We start from the raw sequence: 17,579 nt of genomic DNA, 5'->3' as shown, positions 1-17,579 counted from the left end.
TCGGCCGGAGCGATGAGTTCTGCGGCGAACCCCGGTCTACCTCCACGACCGACTCGTACGACAGCAAGGAACACCCATGAACACCGTGGTCTCCACCGACGGCACCGTCCTCGCCTGCTCCGTCACCGGGACCGGCCCCGCCGTCGTCCTGGTCGACGGCGCACTGTGCCACCGCGGCATGGGGCCGAGCGCCTCGATCGCCGAACAGCTGGCGGCGCGGCACACCGTGTGGACCTACGACCGGCGCGGTCGCGGCGACAGCGGGGACACCCCGCCCTTCGCGGTGGAGCGAGAGATCGAGGACCTGGCCGCCGTCATCGCGGCGGCGGGCGGCTCGGCCCACGTCCTCGCCCACTCCTCCGGCGCCGCACTCGCGCTGCGGGCCGCCGCCGCGGGCACCGGCATCACCCGACTCGCCGTCTACGAGCCGCCGTTCAGCACCGGGGAGGCGCAGAGCGAGCGCTTCCGCCAGTACGTCGCCGAGCTGACGGCGGCGCTCGCCGAGGGGCGCCGCGGGGACGCGGTCGCGGCCCTCATGGTCTACGCCGGGACGCCGGCGGAGATGGTGGACGGGATGCGCGGCGCGCCGGTGTGGCCGCTGTTCGAGGCGGTCGCACCGACCCTGGCGTACGACGCGGCGGCGCTCGGCGACCGGACCGGCGCGGTCGTCCCGGTCGACCTGCTGGCCACGATCGCCGTGCCGACCCTGGTCCTGGACGGCGGCGCCAGCCCGGAGACGCTGCGGGCCCCGGCCCGCGCGGTGGCGGCGGCCGTGCCGGACGCCGAGTACCGGACGCTGGACGGCCAGACCCACGAGGTGTCCGCCGAGGTGCTGGCGCCGGAACTGCTGAAGTTCTACGCCTGACGCGCGGCCCGGGGGCACCGCCTGGTCTTCCGACGATCACCGGCGTCGTCTCTCCGGCGCGCACCCACCCGACGGACGACCACCGGCGGACGACCACCGACGGACAATCAACGACGGACAACCAACGACGGACGAGGAAGCATGGACGAGGACTTCAAGGACATCCCCACCACCACCCTGGCCGACGTCCTGGGCCGCGCCCAGGTCATGGACGCCGGCCTGCGACCGCTGTGGACGGGCATGCCCCGGGTGGCCGGGCCGGCCTTCACCGTGCGGTGCCCGCCCGGCGACAACCTGATGCTGCACGCGGCGATCCACCGGGCCGGGCCCGGCTCGGTGATCGTGGTGGAGTCCGGCGACCTGGACCACGCGCTGGCCGGCGGCAACGTCTGCGCGGTGGCGCAGCGCCGGGGCGTGGCGGCCTTCGTGGCCGACGGCCTGATCCGGGACCTCGCCGAGGTGCGGGAGCTGGCCTTCCCGGTCTTCGCCCGCGGGGTGATCCCGATCCCCGGGGCGAAGGAGCGGCTGGGCACCCACGGCGCCCCGGTGACCTGCGGCGGGGTGTCGGTGGCGGCCGGCGACATCGTGGTGGCCGACGAGGAGGGCGTCGTGGTGGTGCCCGCCGCCGAGCGGGCTCGGGTCCTGGAGGCGGCCCGGGCGAAGCTGGCCAAGGAGGCGGCCGAGACCCTGGACGACTGGGAGGCCGCGCACCGCGCCCGGATCGACCGGGCCCTCGCCGAGCTGGGCTTCACCGGCTGATCGCCCGGCTCCGGTACGGTCCGCCCCCGGTCCGCTCCTCGGTCCGCCCGGCCCCGGAGCCGGGCGGACCGAGGGGCTCCGCCGGCACTCGTCGCCGGGCGGTCCGGCGGCGGGACACGCCCGCACGGCAGGGGCCGTTTCCCTGTTCGAATCGAATGGACAAAGGTTCGACCGATGGCCTTCCCCGGGCTCCCGTCACCGGGTCCGGCCGGTGACCCACCGGTACGAATGGCCCCGCACGGCGCACCTCGGCACACCCCCTCCTCATATGATCGGAGCGACATGCGCCATGCTTGGTGATGCAGAACACTGAACGGAACTTGCGCCGGACGGCCCACCCGCCGTACGGCCGAGAAGGAGGAAGCACGTGGACGACGTTCTGCGGCGCGCCGCACTCTTCGCGGCACTCGACGACGAACAGGCCGGCGAGCTGCGCGCTTCCATGACCGAGGTCACCCTCGCCCGTGGGGAGTCGCTGTTCCACGAGGGCGACCCGGGCGACCGGCTGTACGTCGTGGCGGAGGGCAAGGTCAAGCTGCACCGAGCCTCGCCGGACGGCCGCGAGAACATGCTGGCCGTGCTCGGCCCCAGCGAGATGATCGGCGAGCTGTCGCTGTTCGACCCGGGCCCGCGCACCGCGACCGCCAGCGCGCTGACCGAGGTCAAGCTGCTGGGCCTCGGCCACGGCGACCTCCAGCCCTGGCTGCACGCCCGCCCCGAGGTCTCCATCGCGCTGCTGCGGGCCATCGCCCGCCGCCTGCGCCGCACCAACGACGTGATGTCCGACCTGGTCTTCTCCGACGTGCCCGGCCGCGTCGCCAAGGCCCTGCTGGACCTCTCCCGCCGGTTCGGCGTGCAGTCCGAGGAGGGCATCCACGTCGCCCACGACCTCACCCAGGAGGAGCTGGCCCAGCTGGTCGGCGCCTCCCGCGAGACGGTCAACAAGGCGCTCGCCGACTTCGCCGGCCGCGGCTGGCTGAAGCTGGAGGCCCGCGCGGTGGTGCTGCTGGACGTCGAGCGGCTGTCGCGCCGCTCGCGCTGACGCCGGCGAAACGCCGCTGACGCCCGCGAACGCGGAGGGGCCCGTCCGATCCGGACGGGCCCCTCCGCGTTCACCCCCGCGTTCCAGCGTTCAGGGGATCACTCGGCGCCCGGGATCAGCCCGTGGTCCTCCAGGTATTCCAGCTGGGCCCGCACCGACAGCTCGGCCGCCGGCCACAGCGCCCGGTCCACGTCGGAGTAGACCCGGGCCACCACCTCGGGCGCGGTCCGGCAGCCCGCCTCGACCGCGGTCTCCACCTGGGCGAGCCGGGCGGCCCGGTGGGCCAGGTAGAAGTCGACGGCGCCCAGCGCGTCCCCGAGCACCGGGCCGTGGCCGGGCAGCACCGTGCGCACGCCGTGCTGGGAGGCCATGGTGTGCAGCCGGCGCAGCGAGTCCAGGTAGTCGCCCAGCCGGCCGTCGGGGTGCGCGACCATCGTGGTGCCGCGGCCGAGCACGGTGTCGCCGGTGAGCACCGCGCCGTCGTCCGGCAGGTGGAAGGTCAGCGAGTCCGAGGTGTGCCCCGGGGTGGCCACCACCCGCAGGTCGAGACCGCCGACGTCCAGGCGCTGGCCGCCCACCAGGCCTTCCGAGCCCAGCCGGTGCGCCGGGTCCAGGGCCCGCACCTCGGAGCCGGTCAGCTCGGCGAAGCGGGCCGCGCCCTCGGAGTGGTCGGCGTGGCCGTGGGTGAGCAGGGTCAGCGCGATCCGCTTGCCCCGCTCCCGCGCGAGGTCGACCACCCGGCGCAGGTGGCCCTCGTGCAGCGGGCCCGGGTCGATCACCACCGCGAGGTCCGAGCCGGGCTCGGAGAGCAGCCAGGTGTTGGTGCCGTCCAGCGTCATCGGCGACGGGTTCGGTGCCAGCACGCACAGCGCCCGAGGGGTGGCCTCGCCGCCGACGGCGGCGGCGGGGTCGCCCGGAAGGAGTCCGCTCACCGGCCGCCTCCGCCGTCTCGGTGCAGGGCCCGCAGCGGCAGTGCCCGGACGAGGGCGCGCTGCGCCACCTCGACGAACGGGACCTGGCTCACGCAGGCGGGGTCACGGGGAGTCAGACGGCGGGCGGGCATCTCGGGCGCCGTCCGGCGAGCCACGTCGTTGTGGGTCATCGGGCGTCGGTCCTCTCTCTGCGTCGGTACGGGATGGTCGCGTCCTGCGGGGTGTACGACCCGCAGCCGGTACGGGGGCCCGGGAGGCCCCACCGGTGGAACGGTCAGGAGCCCTCGGGGAACTCCCCGTCGATGGTCAGTTCCTGGTACCCGGGCCAGCGGACCGTCAGGCGGTCGCCGCGGATCTCGGCCCGGCCCAGGACCGGCGTCAGCGGGCGGTCGGCGGCCGCGGCCAGTGCCTCGGCCGCGGTCCGGGCCGAGGACAGCTCGCGCAGCACCGTCACGGTCGGCGGCAGCATGCCGAACCGGCCCTCCCGGTGGCCGCGCACCGCCTCGGCGGGGGTCAGCCAGGCGACCCGGTCGGCCTCGCCGACCTCCAGGGCCGCGCGCTGGCCGGCCGGCAGCGCGGCGACGAAGAACCAGGTGTCGTAGCGCCGTTCCTCGAACTCGGGGGTGATCCAGCGGGCCCAGCCGCCCAGCAGGTCGCTGCGCAGCACCAGGCCGTGGTCGCGGAGGAACTCGGCGAAGGACAGCTCGTGCGCCTCCAGCGCGGCCCGCTCGGCGGACCAGTCGCGCGGCGCGGCGACGCTGTCGGCGTCCGGGCCGGCCAGCAGCACGCCGGCCTCCTCGAAGGTCTCCCGGACGGCCGCGCAGACCACCGCCCGCGCCGTCCGGGCGTCCACCCCGAGCCGTCGCGCCCATTCCCCGGGCGTCGGCCCGGCCCAGCCCGGCTCGACCTCGGCGTCCCGCGGGTCCACCCCGCCGCCGGGGTAGGCGTACATCCCGGCCGCGAAAGCCATCGAGGTGCGCCTGCGCAGCAGGTAGGCCTCCGGCCCCCCGGCGGCGTCGCGCAGCAGCACGACGGTGGCGGCGGGCCTGGGCACCGGCGGGGTCACCGCGCCGGATGCGACCGCCCGGATCCGGGCGGGCCAGCCGGGCGGCATCGGGAGCGTCGTCGCTCGATGGTCCATGCCCGGATGCTAGGGCGTGCCCGGCGATTCCCGCCAGGCTCACCGATCGATCGGACACACTCCGGCCACACGGGGGCGGGGCCGGACAGGCCCGGCCCCGCCCCCGCGATCACGTTCAGACGGTCTTGAGGCGCACCACGAGCTCGACCTCGACCGGGGCGTCCAGCGGCAGCACCGCGACGCCGACGGCGCTGCGGGCGTGCACGCCCGCGTCGCCCAGCACCTTGCCGAGCAGCTCGCTGGCGCCGTTGACGACGGCCGGGACACCGATGAAGTCGGGGGCGGCGGCGACGAAGCCGACGACCTTGACGACCCGCTCGATCCGGTCGAGGTCGCCGATCACGGACTTCACGGCGGCCAGGGCGTTCAGCCCGCAGATCTGCGCGAGGTCCTTGGCCTCCTCCGGGGAGACCTCGGCACCGACCTTGCCGGTGGTCGGCAGCTTGCCGCCGACGACCGGGAGCTGGCCGGAGGTGAACACGAGGTCGCCGGAGTGCACGGCCGGCACGTAGGCGGCGACCGGGGCGGCCACCGGAGGCAGGGTCAGACCCAGCTCGGCGAGCTTCTCCTCGACCTTGCTCATGCGTTCTTCTCCCGCTTGAAGTAGGCCACCAGCTGCTCCGGGTTCGGGCCGGGCACGACCTGGACGAGCTCCCAGCCGTCCTCGCCGAAGTTGTCCAGGATCTGCTTGGTGGCGTGCACCAGCAGGGGCGCCGTCATGTATTCCCACTTGGTCATGGCCAGACTCTAGACGAGCCGTCGCGGTGATCCGCTCCGACGGCCGCGAGGCGTGTGAGGTGGGGCACAAAGAGGGCATGATCCGGCCTGACGGCCCAGGTGCTCCGGGCATCCGGTGCGCTCCCTGGTTACCCTCGCGAGAGGGCACCCTGGTGAAGGGCACCCCCGTCGGGAGGGGACCCTGGTGAGGGGCACCCTCGTCAGGAGGGGACGCCCGTAGGACGGAGACGGACGGAGACGGAGCGTGGCACGCACCCCCGGCCAGGCGGCCCGGCGCGACCCCGACTGGGAGGGCGTCCGGCTGCACGTGGTCAGCGGCAAGGGCGGCACCGGGAAGACCACGCTGGCCGCGGCGCTGGCCCTGGCGCTCGCCGCCGACGGCGGACGGGTGCTGCTGATCGAGGTCGAGGGCCGGCAGGGCATCGCCGAGCTGTTCGGGATCGCCGCACTGCCGTACGAGGAGCGCCGGATCGCCTCGGTCTCCCGCGCCCAGCTGGGGCTGGCCGCCGGTGGGGGCGGGCCCGGCGAGGTCTTCGCGCTGGCGATCGACACCGAGCTGGCGCTGCTGGAGTACCTGGAGATGTTCTACAAGCTCGGCCGGGCCGGGAAGGCGCTCCAGAAGGTCGGCTTCGTCGACTTCGCCACCACCATCGCGCCCGGTGTGCGGGACGTCCTGCTCACCGGCAAGGCCTGCGAGGCGACCAGGCGCAAGGACCCGGACGGCCGGCGGCGCTACGACGCGGTGGTCATGGACGCCCCGCCGACCGGGCGGCTGACCAGGTTCCTGAACGTCAACGCGGAGGTCGCCGGACTGGCCCGGATCGGCCCGATACACACCCAGGCGCAGGCCGTGATGCGGGTGCTGAAGTCGCCGGAAACCGCGGTGCACCTGGTCACCCTGCTGGAGGAGATGCCGGTGCAGGAGACGGTCGACGGCATCGGGGAGCTGCGCGAGGCGAAGCTCCCGGTGGGCGGGGTGATGGTCAACATGGTCCGGCCGCCGGTGCTGGACGCGGCGGCGGTGGCCGCGGTGGACGGGGACCACCGCGAGGAGGTCGCCGTGGCGCTCGGCGAGGCCGGGCTCGGCGGCCGCACGCGCGCCGCGGAGAAGGTCCGGGCGGCGGTGGAGCCGCTGATCGACCCCCTGCTGGCGCAGGCCAGGGAGCACGCCGAGCGGGTCGAGCTGGAGCGCGCGCAGCGCGCCGACATCCAGCAGCTGCGGCTCCCGACGTACGAACTGCCGCTGCTGGGCGAGGGCGTGGACCTCGGCGGGCTGTACCGGCTGGCGGGCGAACTGAAGCGGCAGGGGGCGGCATGACCTCGAACAGCGGGGTGCGGAGCACCGGGCGGCGACTCGCGGTGGACGAGCTGATCGACGACCCGAAGACCAGGATCATCGTCTGCTGCGGTTCCGGCGGCGTCGGCAAGACCACCACCGCCGCGGCGCTCGGCCTGCGGGCGGCCGAGCGCGGCCGCAAGGTCGTGGTGCTGACCATCGACCCGGCCCGCCGGCTCGCCCAGTCGATGGGCCTGACCGAGCTCGACAACACCCCCCGGGTGGTCAAGGGGGTCACCGGCGACGGCGAGCTCCAGGCCATGATGCTGGACATGAAGCGGACCTTCGACGAGGTCGTGCTGGCCCACGCCGAGCCCGAGCGGGCCAAGGCGATCATGGAGAACCCCTTCTACCAGTCCCTGTCGGCCGGCTTCGCGGGCACGCAGGAGTACATGGCGATGGAGAAGCTCGGGCAGCTGCGCGCCGCCGAGGAGTGGGACCTGATCGTCGTGGACACCCCGCCGTCCCGCTCGGCGCTCGACTTCCTGGACGCGCCCAACCGGCTCGGGTCCTTCCTGGACGGCCGGGTGATCCGGATCCTCACCGCCCCGGCCAAGGTCGGCGGGCGCAGCGCGATGCGCTTCCTGAACGTCGGGATGGGACTGCTCACCGGCACCCTGGGCAAGATCTTCGGTGCTCAGCTGCTGACCGACGTGCAGACCTTCGTCAGCGCGATGGACTCGATGTTCGGCGGCTTCCGGGAGCGCGCGGACCGCACGTACCAGCTGCTCAAGGCGCCGGGCACGGCGTTCCTGGTGGTGGCCGCGCCGGAGCGGGACGCGCTGCGCGAGGCGGCGTACTTCGTGGACCGGCTGGCCGCGGACCGGATGCCGCTGGCCGGGCTGGTGCTCAACCGGGTGCACGACACGGGGGCACCGCAGCTCACCGCGGAGCGGGCGCTGGCGGCCGCCGAGGCCCTGGAGGAGAACGGATCGGAGCACGCCTCGCCCGCTGCGGAACTGCTCGCGGCCGGGCTGCTGCGACTGCACGCCGAGCGGATGCAGATCATGGGGCGCGAACGCCGCACCCGCGACCGCTTCGTCTCGGTGTACCCGGACGTGCCGATCGTGGAGGTGCCGGCGCTGCCGGGCGACGTGCACGACCTGGACGGGCTCCGGGCCATCGGGGACCGGCTCAACGGCGCGGTGTAGCCCGTGCCCGAGGGCCGACCGGCCCGGACCGCGCGGTGCGGCCGGGCTCAGCCCGCCTGGGCGTAGTCCGTCAGTATCACTCCGGTCGCGAGGGACTCCTCGTACTCGGTGCGTGCCGTCTCCAGCAGCCTCCGCCACGAGATGACGGTCGGGCGGCGGCGCAGCAGCGCACGGCGCTCGCGCTCCGTCATCCCGCCCCACACCCCGAACTCCACCCGGTTGTCCAGGGCGTCCGCGAGGCACTCCGTCCGGACGGGGCAGCCGCTGCACACCGCCTTCGCGCGGTTCTGCGCCGCCCCCTGGACGAACAGTTCGTCCGGATCACTCGTGCGGCAGGCGGCCTGCGCACTCCAGTCGTCAACCCAGCCCATGCCGGCGCCGTCCTCTCCCGTTTCGAGGCTCCCCCACGGCGGCAACGGCATATTCACCGTTGCCAGTTGAGGACGTTACGGAAGAACGACAGCTTGCAACAGCCCCTTCGGGCTCAATCTCGAATGACCCGATTGGACTATGGGTATCGATCAGCTCACTCGTTGGAGTGATCGCAGGTCGCACGCCTTGCCAAAAGCGGAGCCCGCACTCTCGCCACAGGAGTCACCACGGAGCGTGACTGAACACACGGGTACAGCAGGCCACAGCTGCCTCAAAACCCGGACATCACAGGGCATTTCGGGCAAGTCTCCTCGCCCACAAGAGTGAGCGATGTTGACGCACCGAAGCTGTCGCAAGCTTGTGACAAGCCTAGGCGAACGCCTGCCGCTGTGTGCGGGAATCCGCGACGTAGGGTTCTCCCCATGGCACCGAAGCGCCCACAGGCACCCCAGCCCCCAGGCAACACCGGAGCTCCGCGCGGCAGGACCGGCGGATCACCGTTGGAGCACGCCGGCAACGGCGTGAAGTTCCTGGGCGTCAGCGTGCTCTCCGGAGTCCTGCTGGCCGGTCTCGCCCTGCCCGCCGTCGGCGCCATCGGGCTGACCGCCAAGGACACGGCGGAGAGCTTCGACAACATCCCGGACGACTTCAAGACCCCGCCGCTCACCCAGGCCACCCAGATCTTCGACGCCAAGGGCGGGCTGATCGCCAAGGTCTACGAGCGCGACCGCACGGTCCTGACCGCCGATCAGATGTCGCCCTTCATGCGCCACGCCCAGGTGGACATCGAGGACGCCCGCTTCTACGAGCACGGCGCCGTCGACCTCAAGGGCATCCTCCGCGCGGTCAGCAAGAACGCGGAGAGCGGTACCGCCTCCCAGGGCGCCTCCACCCTGACCCAGCAGTACGTGAAGAACGTCAACGTGGAGAAGGCCGGCGACGACCAGGCGGCCGTCCTGGAGGCCCAGCGCAAGACCCTGGGCCGCAAGATCCAGGAGCTCAAGGTCGCCATCAAGCTGGAGGAGGACCTGTCCAAGGACCAGATCCTCACCAACTACCTCAACATCACCTTCTACGGCCACCAGGCCTACGGGGTCGAGGCCGCCTCCCAGCGCTACTTCAGCAAGAGCAACAAGGACCTGACCGTCGCCGAGGCCGCCACCCTGGCCGGCATGGTGCAGAACCCGTCGTCCTACGACCCGGTGCGCTACCCCGAGAACACGGTCAAGCGCCGCAACGTCGTGATCGACAAGATGCTGGAGAACAAGCACATCACCGCCGACCAGGCGAAGGAGGCGAAGGCCGCCCCGCTGGGTCTGAAGTACAAGGACCCGCAGAACGGCTGCATCACCGCCCAGGCCGGCATGGGCTTCTTCTGCGACTACGTCCGCCACGTGGTCAAGCAGGACCCGGCCTTCGGCAAGAACGCCGACGAGCGCAAGAAGGTGTGGAACACCGGCGGCCTGAACATCTACACCACGCTGGACCCGGACAAGCAGGCCGCCGCGCAGAACGCCGTCACCAAGAAGGTCAACGTGACCGACACGGTGTCGGCCGCCGCGACCATGATGGAGCCGGGCAGCGGCAAGATCCTGGCGATGGCCCAGACCCGCCCGTACGGCCTGGACCCGAACAAGAACCAGACCGTCGTCAACCTCAACGTGGACGCCGCGATGGGCGGCGGCAACGGCTTCCAGACCGGTTCGACCTTCAAGCCGATCCTGGCCGCGGCCGCGCTGGAGTCGGGCATGTCGAACACCCAGGCGTTCCCGTCCGAGAACAAGATCGAGTACCCGCAGATGTCCACCTGCTCGGGCACCTGGAAGAACACCGTCAAGCCCAAGGAGACGGTGAAGAACGAGCAGGACAGCGAGGTCGGGCCGTACCAGCTGAAGGAGGCCATGGCCCGCTCGGTCAACACCTACTTCGTGCAGATGGAGCAGCAGGTCGGCCTCTGCGCGATGAAGCAGATGGCGAACAAGCTGGGCATCACCCAGTCCGCCAAGGGCGACGCCTTCCAGGAGGTGCCCTCGATGGTCCTCGGCACCCTGGAGCTCTCCCCGCTGACCATGGCGAACGTCTACGCGACCTTCGCCGCCCGCGGCAAGTACTGCACCCCGATCGCGATCAACAAGATCACCACGGTGGACGGCAAGGACATCCCGGTCCCGCAGTCCCAGTGCAGCCAGGCCTTCTCCGAGCAGACCGCGGACTCGCTGAACGCCGTCCTGCTCAACGTGACCGAGAAGGGCACCGCGGCCGCCCTGACCATGGACGACGGCCGCAAGATCGCTGGCAAGACCGGTACCACCGACGAGAAGAAGGCCGCCTGGTTCAGCGGCTACACCCCGTCGCTGGCCGCCGCGGTCTGGCTCGGCGGCCCGGCCGGCGGCGTCAAGATGAAGAACATCACCATCGGCGGCAAGTACTACCCCGAGGTGTTCGGCGCCGACGGCCCCGGCCCGATCTGGGCGATGGCGATGAACCAGGCGCTCAAGGGAACGCCGCTGGAGCCGATCCAGACCGCCAACATCCCGGACCCGCAGCCGGCCACTCCCCCGGCGGGCGCCACCGCACCGGCCACCGACCCGAACGCTCCGCAGCCCGGCGGCAACCCCCCGCCGCCGCAGCAGGGCGGCAACCCCGGCCAGCCCGGCGGGCAGCCCGGCGGGCTCCCCGGCGGACTGCCCGGCGGCTTCCCCGGCGGGTTCACCTTCCCGCCCTTCCCCGGCAACGGGAACGGGAACGGCGGCCGGCACGGCGGCGGCAACGGGAACGGCTGACCCGTCCCGGGCCGCGAAACGGCCGACACGGTGAAGGGGCGCCCTCCAGTGCGGAGGGCGCCCCTTCGGCGTGTTGCCGGGGCGGCGCATCGCCGGGCGGCGCATGACCGAGGCGGGGCGTCACCGGGGCGGCGCGTCACCTGGGGGCGTCACCTGGGCGACGGGTCGGGACCGGCGGACCAGCGGGCCGGCTGACCAGCGGACCGGCGGACCGGCGCCCACGGGGGCGTCCGGCACCCGGCTCAGGCCAGGGCGGCCTTCACGGCCGCGGCGACCCGGCCGCCCTCGGCCAGGCCGTCGACCTTGGGCTTCACCAGCTTCATGACGGCGCCCATCCCCTGCGGGCCGCTCGCACCGCTCTCGGCCACGGCGGCCGCCACGATCGCGGCCAGTTCCTCGTCGGAGAGCTGCTTGGGCAGGTAGGTCGCCAGCACCTCACCCTCGGCCCGCTCCCGGGCCGCCTGCTCCGTCCGGCCCGCCGTGTCGAAGGCCTCGGCCGCCTCCCGGCGCTTCTTCGCCTCGCGGCCGATCACCTTCAGCACATCGGCGTCGGACAGCTCGCGCTTCTGCTTGCCCGCCACCTCCTCGCTGGTGACGGCCGCCAGCGTGAGCCGGATGGTGGACGCGCGCAGCTCGTCCCGGTCCTTGATGGCAGCCGTGAGGTTCTCGTGCAGCTGCTCCTTGAGCGTTGTCATTTCCTCTTCTTATCCTTCGGCTGTGGGTGGGCTCAACCGGGTTTCCCCGGGCGTCCACCGGGGTTTCCGCAGTTGAACGAGTATCCCCCGAGAACCCCGGCCGGCATCCCCGACAACCCCGGCCGAGGGCGCCCGACAGCCCGCCGGACGGCGCCGATCCGACCCGGGAACGGGCGGCGGTCGATTCCATGAACAATCGATGCCCGGCTCCGGGAACAAGCGACGGGATTCGGCCACGGTGGCCGATAATGCTTGCACAATATCGGCCGCAAAGCCGAAAATTGCCGGATCCGGAGCGAAGTTGCCGGTCCCGGAGGGGCAAATCGAACGCTGTGACCGCTTCGCCGAAAATAGTCCGCGTAGTACACTCGTTCGCGCGTCGCTTGAGCAGCCGATGGCGGCGATCACCTCACCTCGAATCACCGTCGAATCATCGCCGAAGACCGCCACGAACAACTGCGACAACCCGTCATCACGTCCCCGATTCATTATTCCACGGCACTGGCACACTGCCGCCCAGGCACCTGGCGGCCCTGACACCTGGCGACCCGGGTCCCTTGCGCCCCCTGCCGGAACGAGCGCGCACGCCCGCGCTCCGCCCGGCTGCCCGACCGCCCGGCGACAGTGATCGCTTTTCGGAGCGATGGGCGCCGTAAAAGCGATCGCATCGAGTTCTGACTTTTATTCTGCTCACAACAGCAGGAAGCGCGGGGGAATGGACAACAATCAGCTTCGATCGATGTTGGTGACCCAACGGAAGATGGTCGGCTGGAGCCAGGAGCAATTAGCCGAACACTCCACTGTCAGCGTCCGCACCATTCGCAACCTGGAAACCGGAGCCATCAAGAATCCGCGCCGCAGTTCCGTGGAACTCCTGGTGGGCGCGCTGTTCGCCGCGGCGACCAACCGGGACGACACCCTGCTCTCCCAGGTCGTTCACGCGGGCGCCCCGGCCGGGCTGCCGCCCACCCGGCCGGAACCCGGATTCCCGGCCCGCGTCGCCGAGCTCCCGGACAACGCGCGGTGGCGGGGACTGCGACCCAAGACGGACATCACCGTCGGCCGACGGGCCGACCTGCTGCACGTCGTGACCGCCCTGCGACCGGGCCGTCCGCTGGTGCTCACCGGACCCGCCGGGGTCGGCAAGACCCGGCTGGCGCTGGACTCGGCCGCCCACCTGCTGGACCGCTTCCGGGACGGCGTCGTGGTCCTGGAACTCGGCTCGGTCACCCCCGAGGCCGTCGACCCGGCGGCCGCCTCGGCCCAGGCCCAGCGCGCGCTCGACACCCTCCTCCGGGGCTTCGGCCGCGACCCGCGGACCGGCCCCGAGCTGCAGCTGCTGCTGGTCGTCGACAACGCCGAGCACGTCATCGACACGGTGGCCCGGCAGGTCAGGACACTGCTGGCGCGGCACCCGGCACTCCACATCATGATCACCTCGCTGCGGGCGCCCGCCGGGGTCCCCGCCGACCTGTGGGAGGTCTCACCGCTGTCGGTCGACCACCCGGACGGCCCCTACGGCTGCCCGCCGGCCGCCGAGCTGTTCTGCCACCGGGTGCACTCGGTCGCCCCGACGCTCGACCTCGGCGACCAGATGCCGCAGGTCGTCGAGCTCTGCCGACGCCTCGGCGGCCTGGCGCTCGCGATCGAGAACGCCGCCGTGCGGATGCGCTCGGTGCCCCTGCACGTCCTGGTGGACGAGTGCCGGGTGCTGCCGATCCTCGGCCAGGAGGAGGTCGGCGGGCTCTCCCACCACCGCTCGCTGCACCGCAGCCTCGCCTGGGCGTACGGACTGCTCGACGAACGGCAGCGCCGGGCACTCAGACGGCTCTCCCGGTTCCCCGAGGAGTTCTCCATCGACGACATCCGGCAGGAGCCCGTCGACGGCGGCGGCCCGGCCGGCCGGGAGCCCTCCCGCAACCTCGACGTCCTGGCCGAACTGGTCGACTTCTCCGTTGTCCAGGTGAATCGCGGCCACCAGTACGCGTACCGGGTCCCCCGGATGATGCGCGAGTACGTCAACGCCATTCCGGCCTGAGGCCGGCCCGCGCCCCCGTCGCCCGGAGTGCCGCTCCGGACGACGGGGGTGCCGGGCGACGGGGTGCTCCACGCCTCCGGGGAGGGGCCTCCTGAGCAAGGGTCAGCCCTTCCGCCCCGCAGCGGCCCACCCCTCTTCCTTCCCCCTTCCTTCCCCCTCCGGCCCCGTAACCCGTCTTCGCAACCCGTCTTCGTAACCCCTCTTCGTAACCCGTCTTCGTAACCCCTCTTCGTAACCCGTCTTCCCGGTTACACCTATCCTGGGGCGCATGACCGACGGAGACGACCCGGTCCCCCGGAACGCGACCGGCCCTGCCGACCCGGCCGTACGGCGCACCCCGCCCGGGCTGGTCCTCACCACCCCCGGGGGCAGCCGCTTCCACTTCGACCCCGGCGCCCTCTGCCTGGAACTGCTCACCACCGGCGGACCCGGCCCGTACGCCCGGTACGAGGTGCTGCACCGGCCCGCCGACCTCGCCGCCTGGCTCCCGCCGTCCCGGCTGCGGCTGCCCGCCGACGCCGTACGGATCTCCCCCACCGAGCTCACCGCCACCCGCACCCTCCGCGACGCCCTGTGGCACCTGGCCGCCGCCCGCGCCCACGGCCGCCCCGGCGAACCCGAGGACTACGCCGTCCTCAACCGGGCCGCCGAGCACCCGCCACTGGTCCCCCGGATCGCCCCGGACGGCACCGCGGCCGCCCCGCCACCCGCCGACGGAGCCCAGCTGACCTCCACCCTCGCCCGGGACGCCATCGCCCTGCTCACCGGCCCGTACGCGGACCGGATCCGGGAATGCGGCGCCCACGACTGCCGACTGATCTTCGTCGACACCTCGCGCCCCGGCCGCCGGCGCTGGTGCTCGATGGAACGCTGCGGCAACCGCCACAAGGTCCGCTCCCTGCGCGCCCGCCGGGAGACCGAGGAGACGCCCCCGGCCGCCGCCCTCCCCGCCGACTCCGGGCGTGCGCCCGCTGATCCACCGTCTGAGAGCATGGGCTGATGCGACCGCTGTACTCCGTTCCCCTCGGCATCGCCGCCGCCGGCACCGCCTGCCTCGCCTACTCCGTCGGGTACGAGGTCCGGGCCTTCCGCCTCCGCCGGATCGAGGTCCCCGTCCTCCCGCGCGGCGCCCGCCCGATCCGGGTCCTCCAGGTGTCCGACATCCACATGGTGAGCGGGCAGGGCAAGAAGCAGCGCTGGCTGAAGAGCCTGGCCGGCCTGCGCCCCGACCTGGTGGTCAACACCGGCGACAACCTCTCCGACCCGCTCGGCGTCCCGGCCACCCTCGACGCGCTCGGGCCCCTCATGGAGTTCCCCGGCGTCTACGTCTTCGGCTCCAACGACTACTACGGCCCGGCCCGCAAGAACCCGGCACGCTACCTCCAGGCCATGCGCAGCGGCGCCCACGGCATGAACAACCCCGACGGCACCGCCCGCCGCGGCATCACCGGAGCCGTCCACAACCCGTGGGAGAAGCTCCGCGACGGCTTCGACGGGGCCGGCTGGCTCGACCTCACCAACACCCGCGGCCGGCTCACCGTGAACGGGCTCGACCTGGAGTTCACCGGCCTCGACGACCCCCACATCCGCCGCGACCGCTACAGCGACGTCGCCGGCGGCCCCTCCGCCGACGCCGACCTCTCCCTCGCCGTCGTCCACGCGCCCTACCTGCGCGTCCTCGACGCCTTCACCGCCGACCGCTACCCGCTGATCCTGGCCGGCCACACCCACGGCGGCCAGCTCTGCATCCCCTTCTACGGCGCCCTGGTCACCAACTGCGACATCGACACCCGCCGGGTCAAGGGCCTCTCCACCCACACCGCCGGCGGCCACCGCTCCCACCTCCACGTCTCGGCCGGCTGCGGCACCAACCGCTACACCCCCGTCCGCTTCGCCTGCCCGCCCGAGGTCACCCTCCTCACCCTCGTCCCGGCCCCCCGCTGACCCCCGCCGGACGCCCGCCCGAAACCGGATTTCGTGTCTCGGCGAGCGTCCGGTAGAGTTCTACTCGTCGCGAAGGAGACGGAGCGACAAACCGCAAGACCGGGGTGTGGCGCAGCTTGGTAGCGCGCTTCGTTCGGGACGAAGAGGCCGTGGGTTCAAATCCCGCCACCCCGACCCAGTAAGACCAGCTCAGGGCCGGTCTCCCGCAAGGGAGACCGGCCCTGACTGGCTTTCCGGGGGGGGCTCGGGAGAGTCCCGAGAGAAGTTCCTGGGCCCTGGGCCGCGACTGACCTGTCCTTAGCCGGTGGAACCGCGGCCGGCGGGTGTGCGTTTCGGGCTACAGAGATCACCCAGCAGCTCTACGGGGGCCCGATGCAAGAGACAAGTCATGTAGATGATCTTTGCGCTTCGATTGCCGCACTGCGCGTTGACCGCTCTTCCGGGCAGCCCGCCAGGCACCAGCCCATCACCTTGCTGTGGGCAATCAAGCGGGCTGCGATGCAGGAGCCAAGGATGGTCCCGTGGTCTGTCGCACAGGACGGACTCCAGCAGTTGCTCAAGAAGTACGGGCGTCCTGGTTCAGACCCCTCTCCGGAGTACCCCTTCGTAGCCTTGAGTCGGTCGAGGCTGTGGGAGCTGGACGGTTACGAAAGCGAGGTTCCAACTGCCCGGGGCTCGGCGCTGAAGCAGTGGCTCGATGCTCATGACCCACTGGGCGGGTTGGAGCACGACTTCTACGAACTCATGGCAGCTGACCCCGTAGCGCGAGGGCGGGTGGTCGATGCACTGGTAAGCCATTTCTTCGACGAGGAGAAGCCCACCGCCCTGCTCAAGGACATCAAGCGGCCTGGCCGCGGTCGTAAGGTCTATGGGACTGTTCCAGGGATCAAGATCGGTCACGTCTTCGCAAGTCGGCAGGGGCTGAGCGAGGCACTCGTGCACCGGCCGAATCAGGCGGGCATCTGTGGCACCAAAGGTCTCGGAGCCGAATCCATCGTCCTGTCCGGCGGCTACGAGGACGACGAAGACCACGGTGACGTCATCGTCTACACGGGGCAGGGCGGCCGCAAGAAGGACGAACGGAAACAGACCTTCGACCAGCCCCTCACTCGTGGCAACGCTGCCCTGGTCACCAGCATGACTACCGGTGCTCCAGTGCGGGTCATCCGGGGAGAACCAGACGGCTCTGGGCGCTCGGGCAGCATGATCTACCGCTATGACGGGCTCTTTCGGGTCGTGGAATTTTGGCACGCTACCGGTAAGTCCGGCTTCCTTGTGTGGCGCTACCGACTAGTGAAGCTCTCCACCGACGAGTCACGTAGTCAGGAAGCACAGTTTGAGGAACCAGCCGGACAGGACGCCCCGACCCGCTTGGAAGTCACGATTCAGCGGGTCGTCCGAAGTACCAAGGTCGCGAACCACGTCAAGCGCGCCCACCGGTTCACTTGCCAGGTGTGCGGCATCCGGCTCGCTACCCCCACAGGTGCTTACGCGGAGGCCGCTCATGTCCGCGCGCTTGGAAGGCCGCACAACGGTCCCGATGTTGCAGGGAACGTCCTGTGCCTGTGCCCCAACCACCACACCCTGTTCGACTTCGGCATGTTGACCATCGCAGACGATCTGACGATCACTGACCGCGCTACGGGTACCGAGATCGGAAAGCTGCGGGAGGCACCTAACCATCGGATAGACCGGACTCACCTGGCGTATCACCGCGAGCACCATTCAGAAGGTTGGAAGCACGACACCAAGGACTGAAGCGCGAGGGCCCTGCCGCACTCTC

General features: G+C 71.8%; 17 protein-coding genes and 1 tRNA gene. 11 read left to right on the top strand and 7 right to left on the bottom strand.

Annotation, left to right across the window (positions count from 1 at the left end; all coding sequences use genetic code 11):
- The first annotated feature begins 76 nt into the window (after positions 1–76).
- From ACGFSC_RS01655 to ACGFSC_RS01645, 3 genes are all read left to right on the top strand, one after another.
- Complete coding sequence (locus ACGFSC_RS01655) at positions 77–865, top strand: alpha/beta fold hydrolase (RefSeq protein ID WP_359901968.1); 789 nt, start codon at positions 77–79, stop codon at positions 863–865.
- 141 nt (positions 866–1,006) lie between these two features.
- On the top strand, positions 1,007–1,624 hold the full coding sequence (locus ACGFSC_RS01650) for an RraA family protein (protein ID WP_359901966.1): 618 nt from the start codon (positions 1,007–1,009) through the stop codon (positions 1,622–1,624).
- A gap of 367 nt (positions 1,625–1,991) precedes the next feature.
- A complete protein-coding gene (locus tag ACGFSC_RS01645; RefSeq protein ID WP_030288117.1) occupies positions 1,992–2,666 on the top strand; it encodes a Crp/Fnr family transcriptional regulator in 675 nt (224 codons plus the stop codon).
- A 98-nt stretch (positions 2,667–2,764) separates the two neighbouring features.
- Here ACGFSC_RS01645 and ACGFSC_RS01640 read toward each other — a convergent pair whose 3' ends face one another.
- The 5 genes from ACGFSC_RS01640 to ACGFSC_RS01620 all read right to left on the bottom strand — a co-directional run bounded on the left by ACGFSC_RS01640 (position 2,765) and on the right by ACGFSC_RS01620 (position 5,477).
- Positions 2,765–3,598: an MBL fold metallo-hydrolase gene (locus ACGFSC_RS01640; RefSeq protein ID WP_359905713.1), complete on the bottom strand. Its 834-nt coding sequence runs from the start codon at positions 3,596–3,598 to the stop codon at positions 2,765–2,767.
- Positions 3,595–3,768 carry a hypothetical protein gene (locus tag ACGFSC_RS01635; protein ID WP_359905710.1) on the bottom strand — a complete coding sequence of 58 codons (174 nt, stop codon included), beginning with the start codon at positions 3,766–3,768 and terminating at the stop codon, positions 3,595–3,597. Before ACGFSC_RS01635 ends, ACGFSC_RS01640 begins: the two co-directional genes overlap by 4 nt.
- 104 nt (positions 3,769–3,872) lie before the next feature.
- Positions 3,873–4,739 (bottom strand): NUDIX hydrolase, encoded by an 867-nt coding sequence (locus tag ACGFSC_RS01630; protein WP_359905707.1) that lies wholly within the window; start codon positions 4,737–4,739, stop codon positions 3,873–3,875.
- Positions 4,740–4,854: 115 nt separating this feature from the next.
- Entirely contained in the window at positions 4,855–5,322 is a 468-nt protein-coding gene (locus ACGFSC_RS01625) for a RidA family protein (RefSeq protein WP_359905704.1), read from the bottom strand.
- The gene (locus tag ACGFSC_RS01620) at positions 5,319–5,477 is read right to left on the bottom strand and encodes a DUF4177 domain-containing protein (RefSeq protein ID WP_094743074.1); all 159 of its coding nucleotides are present in this window, start codon (positions 5,475–5,477) and stop codon (positions 5,319–5,321) included. The genes ACGFSC_RS01625 and ACGFSC_RS01620 overlap by 4 nt, the downstream gene beginning before the upstream one ends.
- A gap of 244 nt (positions 5,478–5,721) precedes the next feature.
- Between ACGFSC_RS01620 and ACGFSC_RS01615 the strand changes: the two genes are divergently transcribed.
- A complete protein-coding gene (locus tag ACGFSC_RS01615) occupies positions 5,722–6,795 on the top strand; it encodes an ArsA-related P-loop ATPase (protein WP_359905701.1) in 1,074 nt (357 codons plus the stop codon).
- Positions 6,792–7,964, top strand: a complete 1,173-nt coding sequence (locus ACGFSC_RS01610; RefSeq protein ID WP_359905699.1) for an ArsA family ATPase — start codon at positions 6,792–6,794, stop codon at positions 7,962–7,964. The genes ACGFSC_RS01615 and ACGFSC_RS01610 overlap by 4 nt, the downstream gene beginning before the upstream one ends.
- Positions 7,965–8,011: 47 nt before the next feature.
- On the opposite strand, the gene ACGFSC_RS01605 is transcribed toward ACGFSC_RS01610, so the two are convergent.
- The gene (locus ACGFSC_RS01605) at positions 8,012–8,335 is read right to left on the bottom strand and encodes a WhiB family transcriptional regulator (RefSeq protein WP_030240986.1); all 324 of its coding nucleotides are present in this window, start codon (positions 8,333–8,335) and stop codon (positions 8,012–8,014) included.
- A 501-nt stretch (positions 8,336–8,836) separates the two neighbouring features.
- Here ACGFSC_RS01605 and ACGFSC_RS01600 point away from each other — a divergent pair.
- On the top strand, positions 8,837–11,119 hold the full coding sequence (locus ACGFSC_RS01600) for a transglycosylase domain-containing protein (RefSeq protein WP_359905696.1): 2,283 nt from the start codon (positions 8,837–8,839) through the stop codon (positions 11,117–11,119).
- A gap of 242 nt (positions 11,120–11,361) precedes the next feature.
- Here ACGFSC_RS01600 and ACGFSC_RS01595 read toward each other — a convergent pair whose 3' ends face one another.
- On the bottom strand, positions 11,362–11,814 hold the full coding sequence (locus tag ACGFSC_RS01595; RefSeq protein ID WP_359905693.1) for a GatB/YqeY domain-containing protein: 453 nt from the start codon (positions 11,812–11,814) through the stop codon (positions 11,362–11,364).
- 745 nt (positions 11,815–12,559) lie between these two features.
- Between ACGFSC_RS01595 and ACGFSC_RS01590 the strand changes: the two genes are divergently transcribed.
- From ACGFSC_RS01590 to ACGFSC_RS01570, 5 genes are all read left to right on the top strand, one after another.
- Positions 12,560–13,852, top strand: coding sequence for a helix-turn-helix domain-containing protein (locus tag ACGFSC_RS01590; protein ID WP_359905690.1), 1,293 nt, complete (start codon positions 12,560–12,562; stop codon positions 13,850–13,852).
- A 268-nt stretch (positions 13,853–14,120) separates the two neighbouring features.
- The gene (locus tag ACGFSC_RS01585; RefSeq protein WP_359905687.1) at positions 14,121–14,852 is read left to right on the top strand and encodes a CGNR zinc finger domain-containing protein; all 732 of its coding nucleotides are present in this window, start codon (positions 14,121–14,123) and stop codon (positions 14,850–14,852) included.
- Entirely contained in the window at positions 14,852–15,796 is a 945-nt protein-coding gene (locus tag ACGFSC_RS01580) for a metallophosphoesterase (RefSeq protein ID WP_359905684.1), read from the top strand. The genes ACGFSC_RS01585 and ACGFSC_RS01580 overlap by 1 nt, the downstream gene beginning before the upstream one ends.
- A 100-nt stretch (positions 15,797–15,896) precedes the next feature.
- A tRNA-Pro gene (locus ACGFSC_RS01575) sits at positions 15,897–15,970 on the top strand.
- 378 nt (positions 15,971–16,348) lie between these two features.
- Positions 16,349–17,554: a YDG/SRA domain-containing protein gene (locus ACGFSC_RS01570; RefSeq protein WP_392862122.1), complete on the top strand. Its 1,206-nt coding sequence runs from the start codon at positions 16,349–16,351 to the stop codon at positions 17,552–17,554.
- The last annotated feature ends 25 nt before the right edge of the window (positions 17,555–17,579 follow it).

The sequence above is a fragment of the Kitasatospora sp. NPDC048715 genome (assembly GCF_043198905.1).
In the GTDB taxonomy this organism is placed as follows: domain Bacteria; phylum Actinomycetota; class Actinomycetes; order Streptomycetales; family Streptomycetaceae; genus Kitasatospora; species Kitasatospora lactacystinica.
This window is presented reverse-complemented; position numbering and strand designations above follow the sequence as displayed.

Excerpts from the sequence above, each read along its gene's own strand:
- ACGFSC_RS01625 (WP_359905704.1), bottom strand. The coding sequence starts at position 5,322 with ATGAGCAAGGTCGAGGAGAAGCTCGCCGAGCTGGGTCTGACCCTGCCT.
- ACGFSC_RS01650 (WP_359901966.1), top strand. The coding sequence starts at position 1,007 with ATGGACGAGGACTTCAAGGACATCCCCACCACCACCCTGGCCGACGTC.
- ACGFSC_RS01610 (WP_359905699.1), top strand. The coding sequence starts at position 6,792 with ATGACCTCGAACAGCGGGGTGCGGAGCACCGGGCGGCGACTCGCGGTG.
- ACGFSC_RS01655 (WP_359901968.1), top strand. The coding sequence starts at position 77 with ATGAACACCGTGGTCTCCACCGACGGCACCGTCCTCGCCTGCTCCGTC.
- ACGFSC_RS01580 (WP_359905684.1), top strand. The coding sequence starts at position 14,852 with ATGCGACCGCTGTACTCCGTTCCCCTCGGCATCGCCGCCGCCGGCACC.
- ACGFSC_RS01595 (WP_359905693.1), bottom strand. The coding sequence starts at position 11,814 with ATGACAACGCTCAAGGAGCAGCTGCACGAGAACCTCACGGCTGCCATC.
- ACGFSC_RS01630 (WP_359905707.1), bottom strand. The coding sequence starts at position 4,739 with ATGGACCATCGAGCGACGACGCTCCCGATGCCGCCCGGCTGGCCCGCC.
- ACGFSC_RS01585 (WP_359905687.1), top strand. The coding sequence starts at position 14,121 with ATGACCGACGGAGACGACCCGGTCCCCCGGAACGCGACCGGCCCTGCC.
- ACGFSC_RS01635 (WP_359905710.1), bottom strand. The coding sequence starts at position 3,768 with ATGACCCACAACGACGTGGCTCGCCGGACGGCGCCCGAGATGCCCGCC.
- ACGFSC_RS01605 (WP_030240986.1), bottom strand. The coding sequence starts at position 8,335 with ATGGGCTGGGTTGACGACTGGAGTGCGCAGGCCGCCTGCCGCACGAGT.
- ACGFSC_RS01620 (WP_094743074.1), bottom strand. The coding sequence starts at position 5,477 with ATGACCAAGTGGGAATACATGACGGCGCCCCTGCTGGTGCACGCCACC.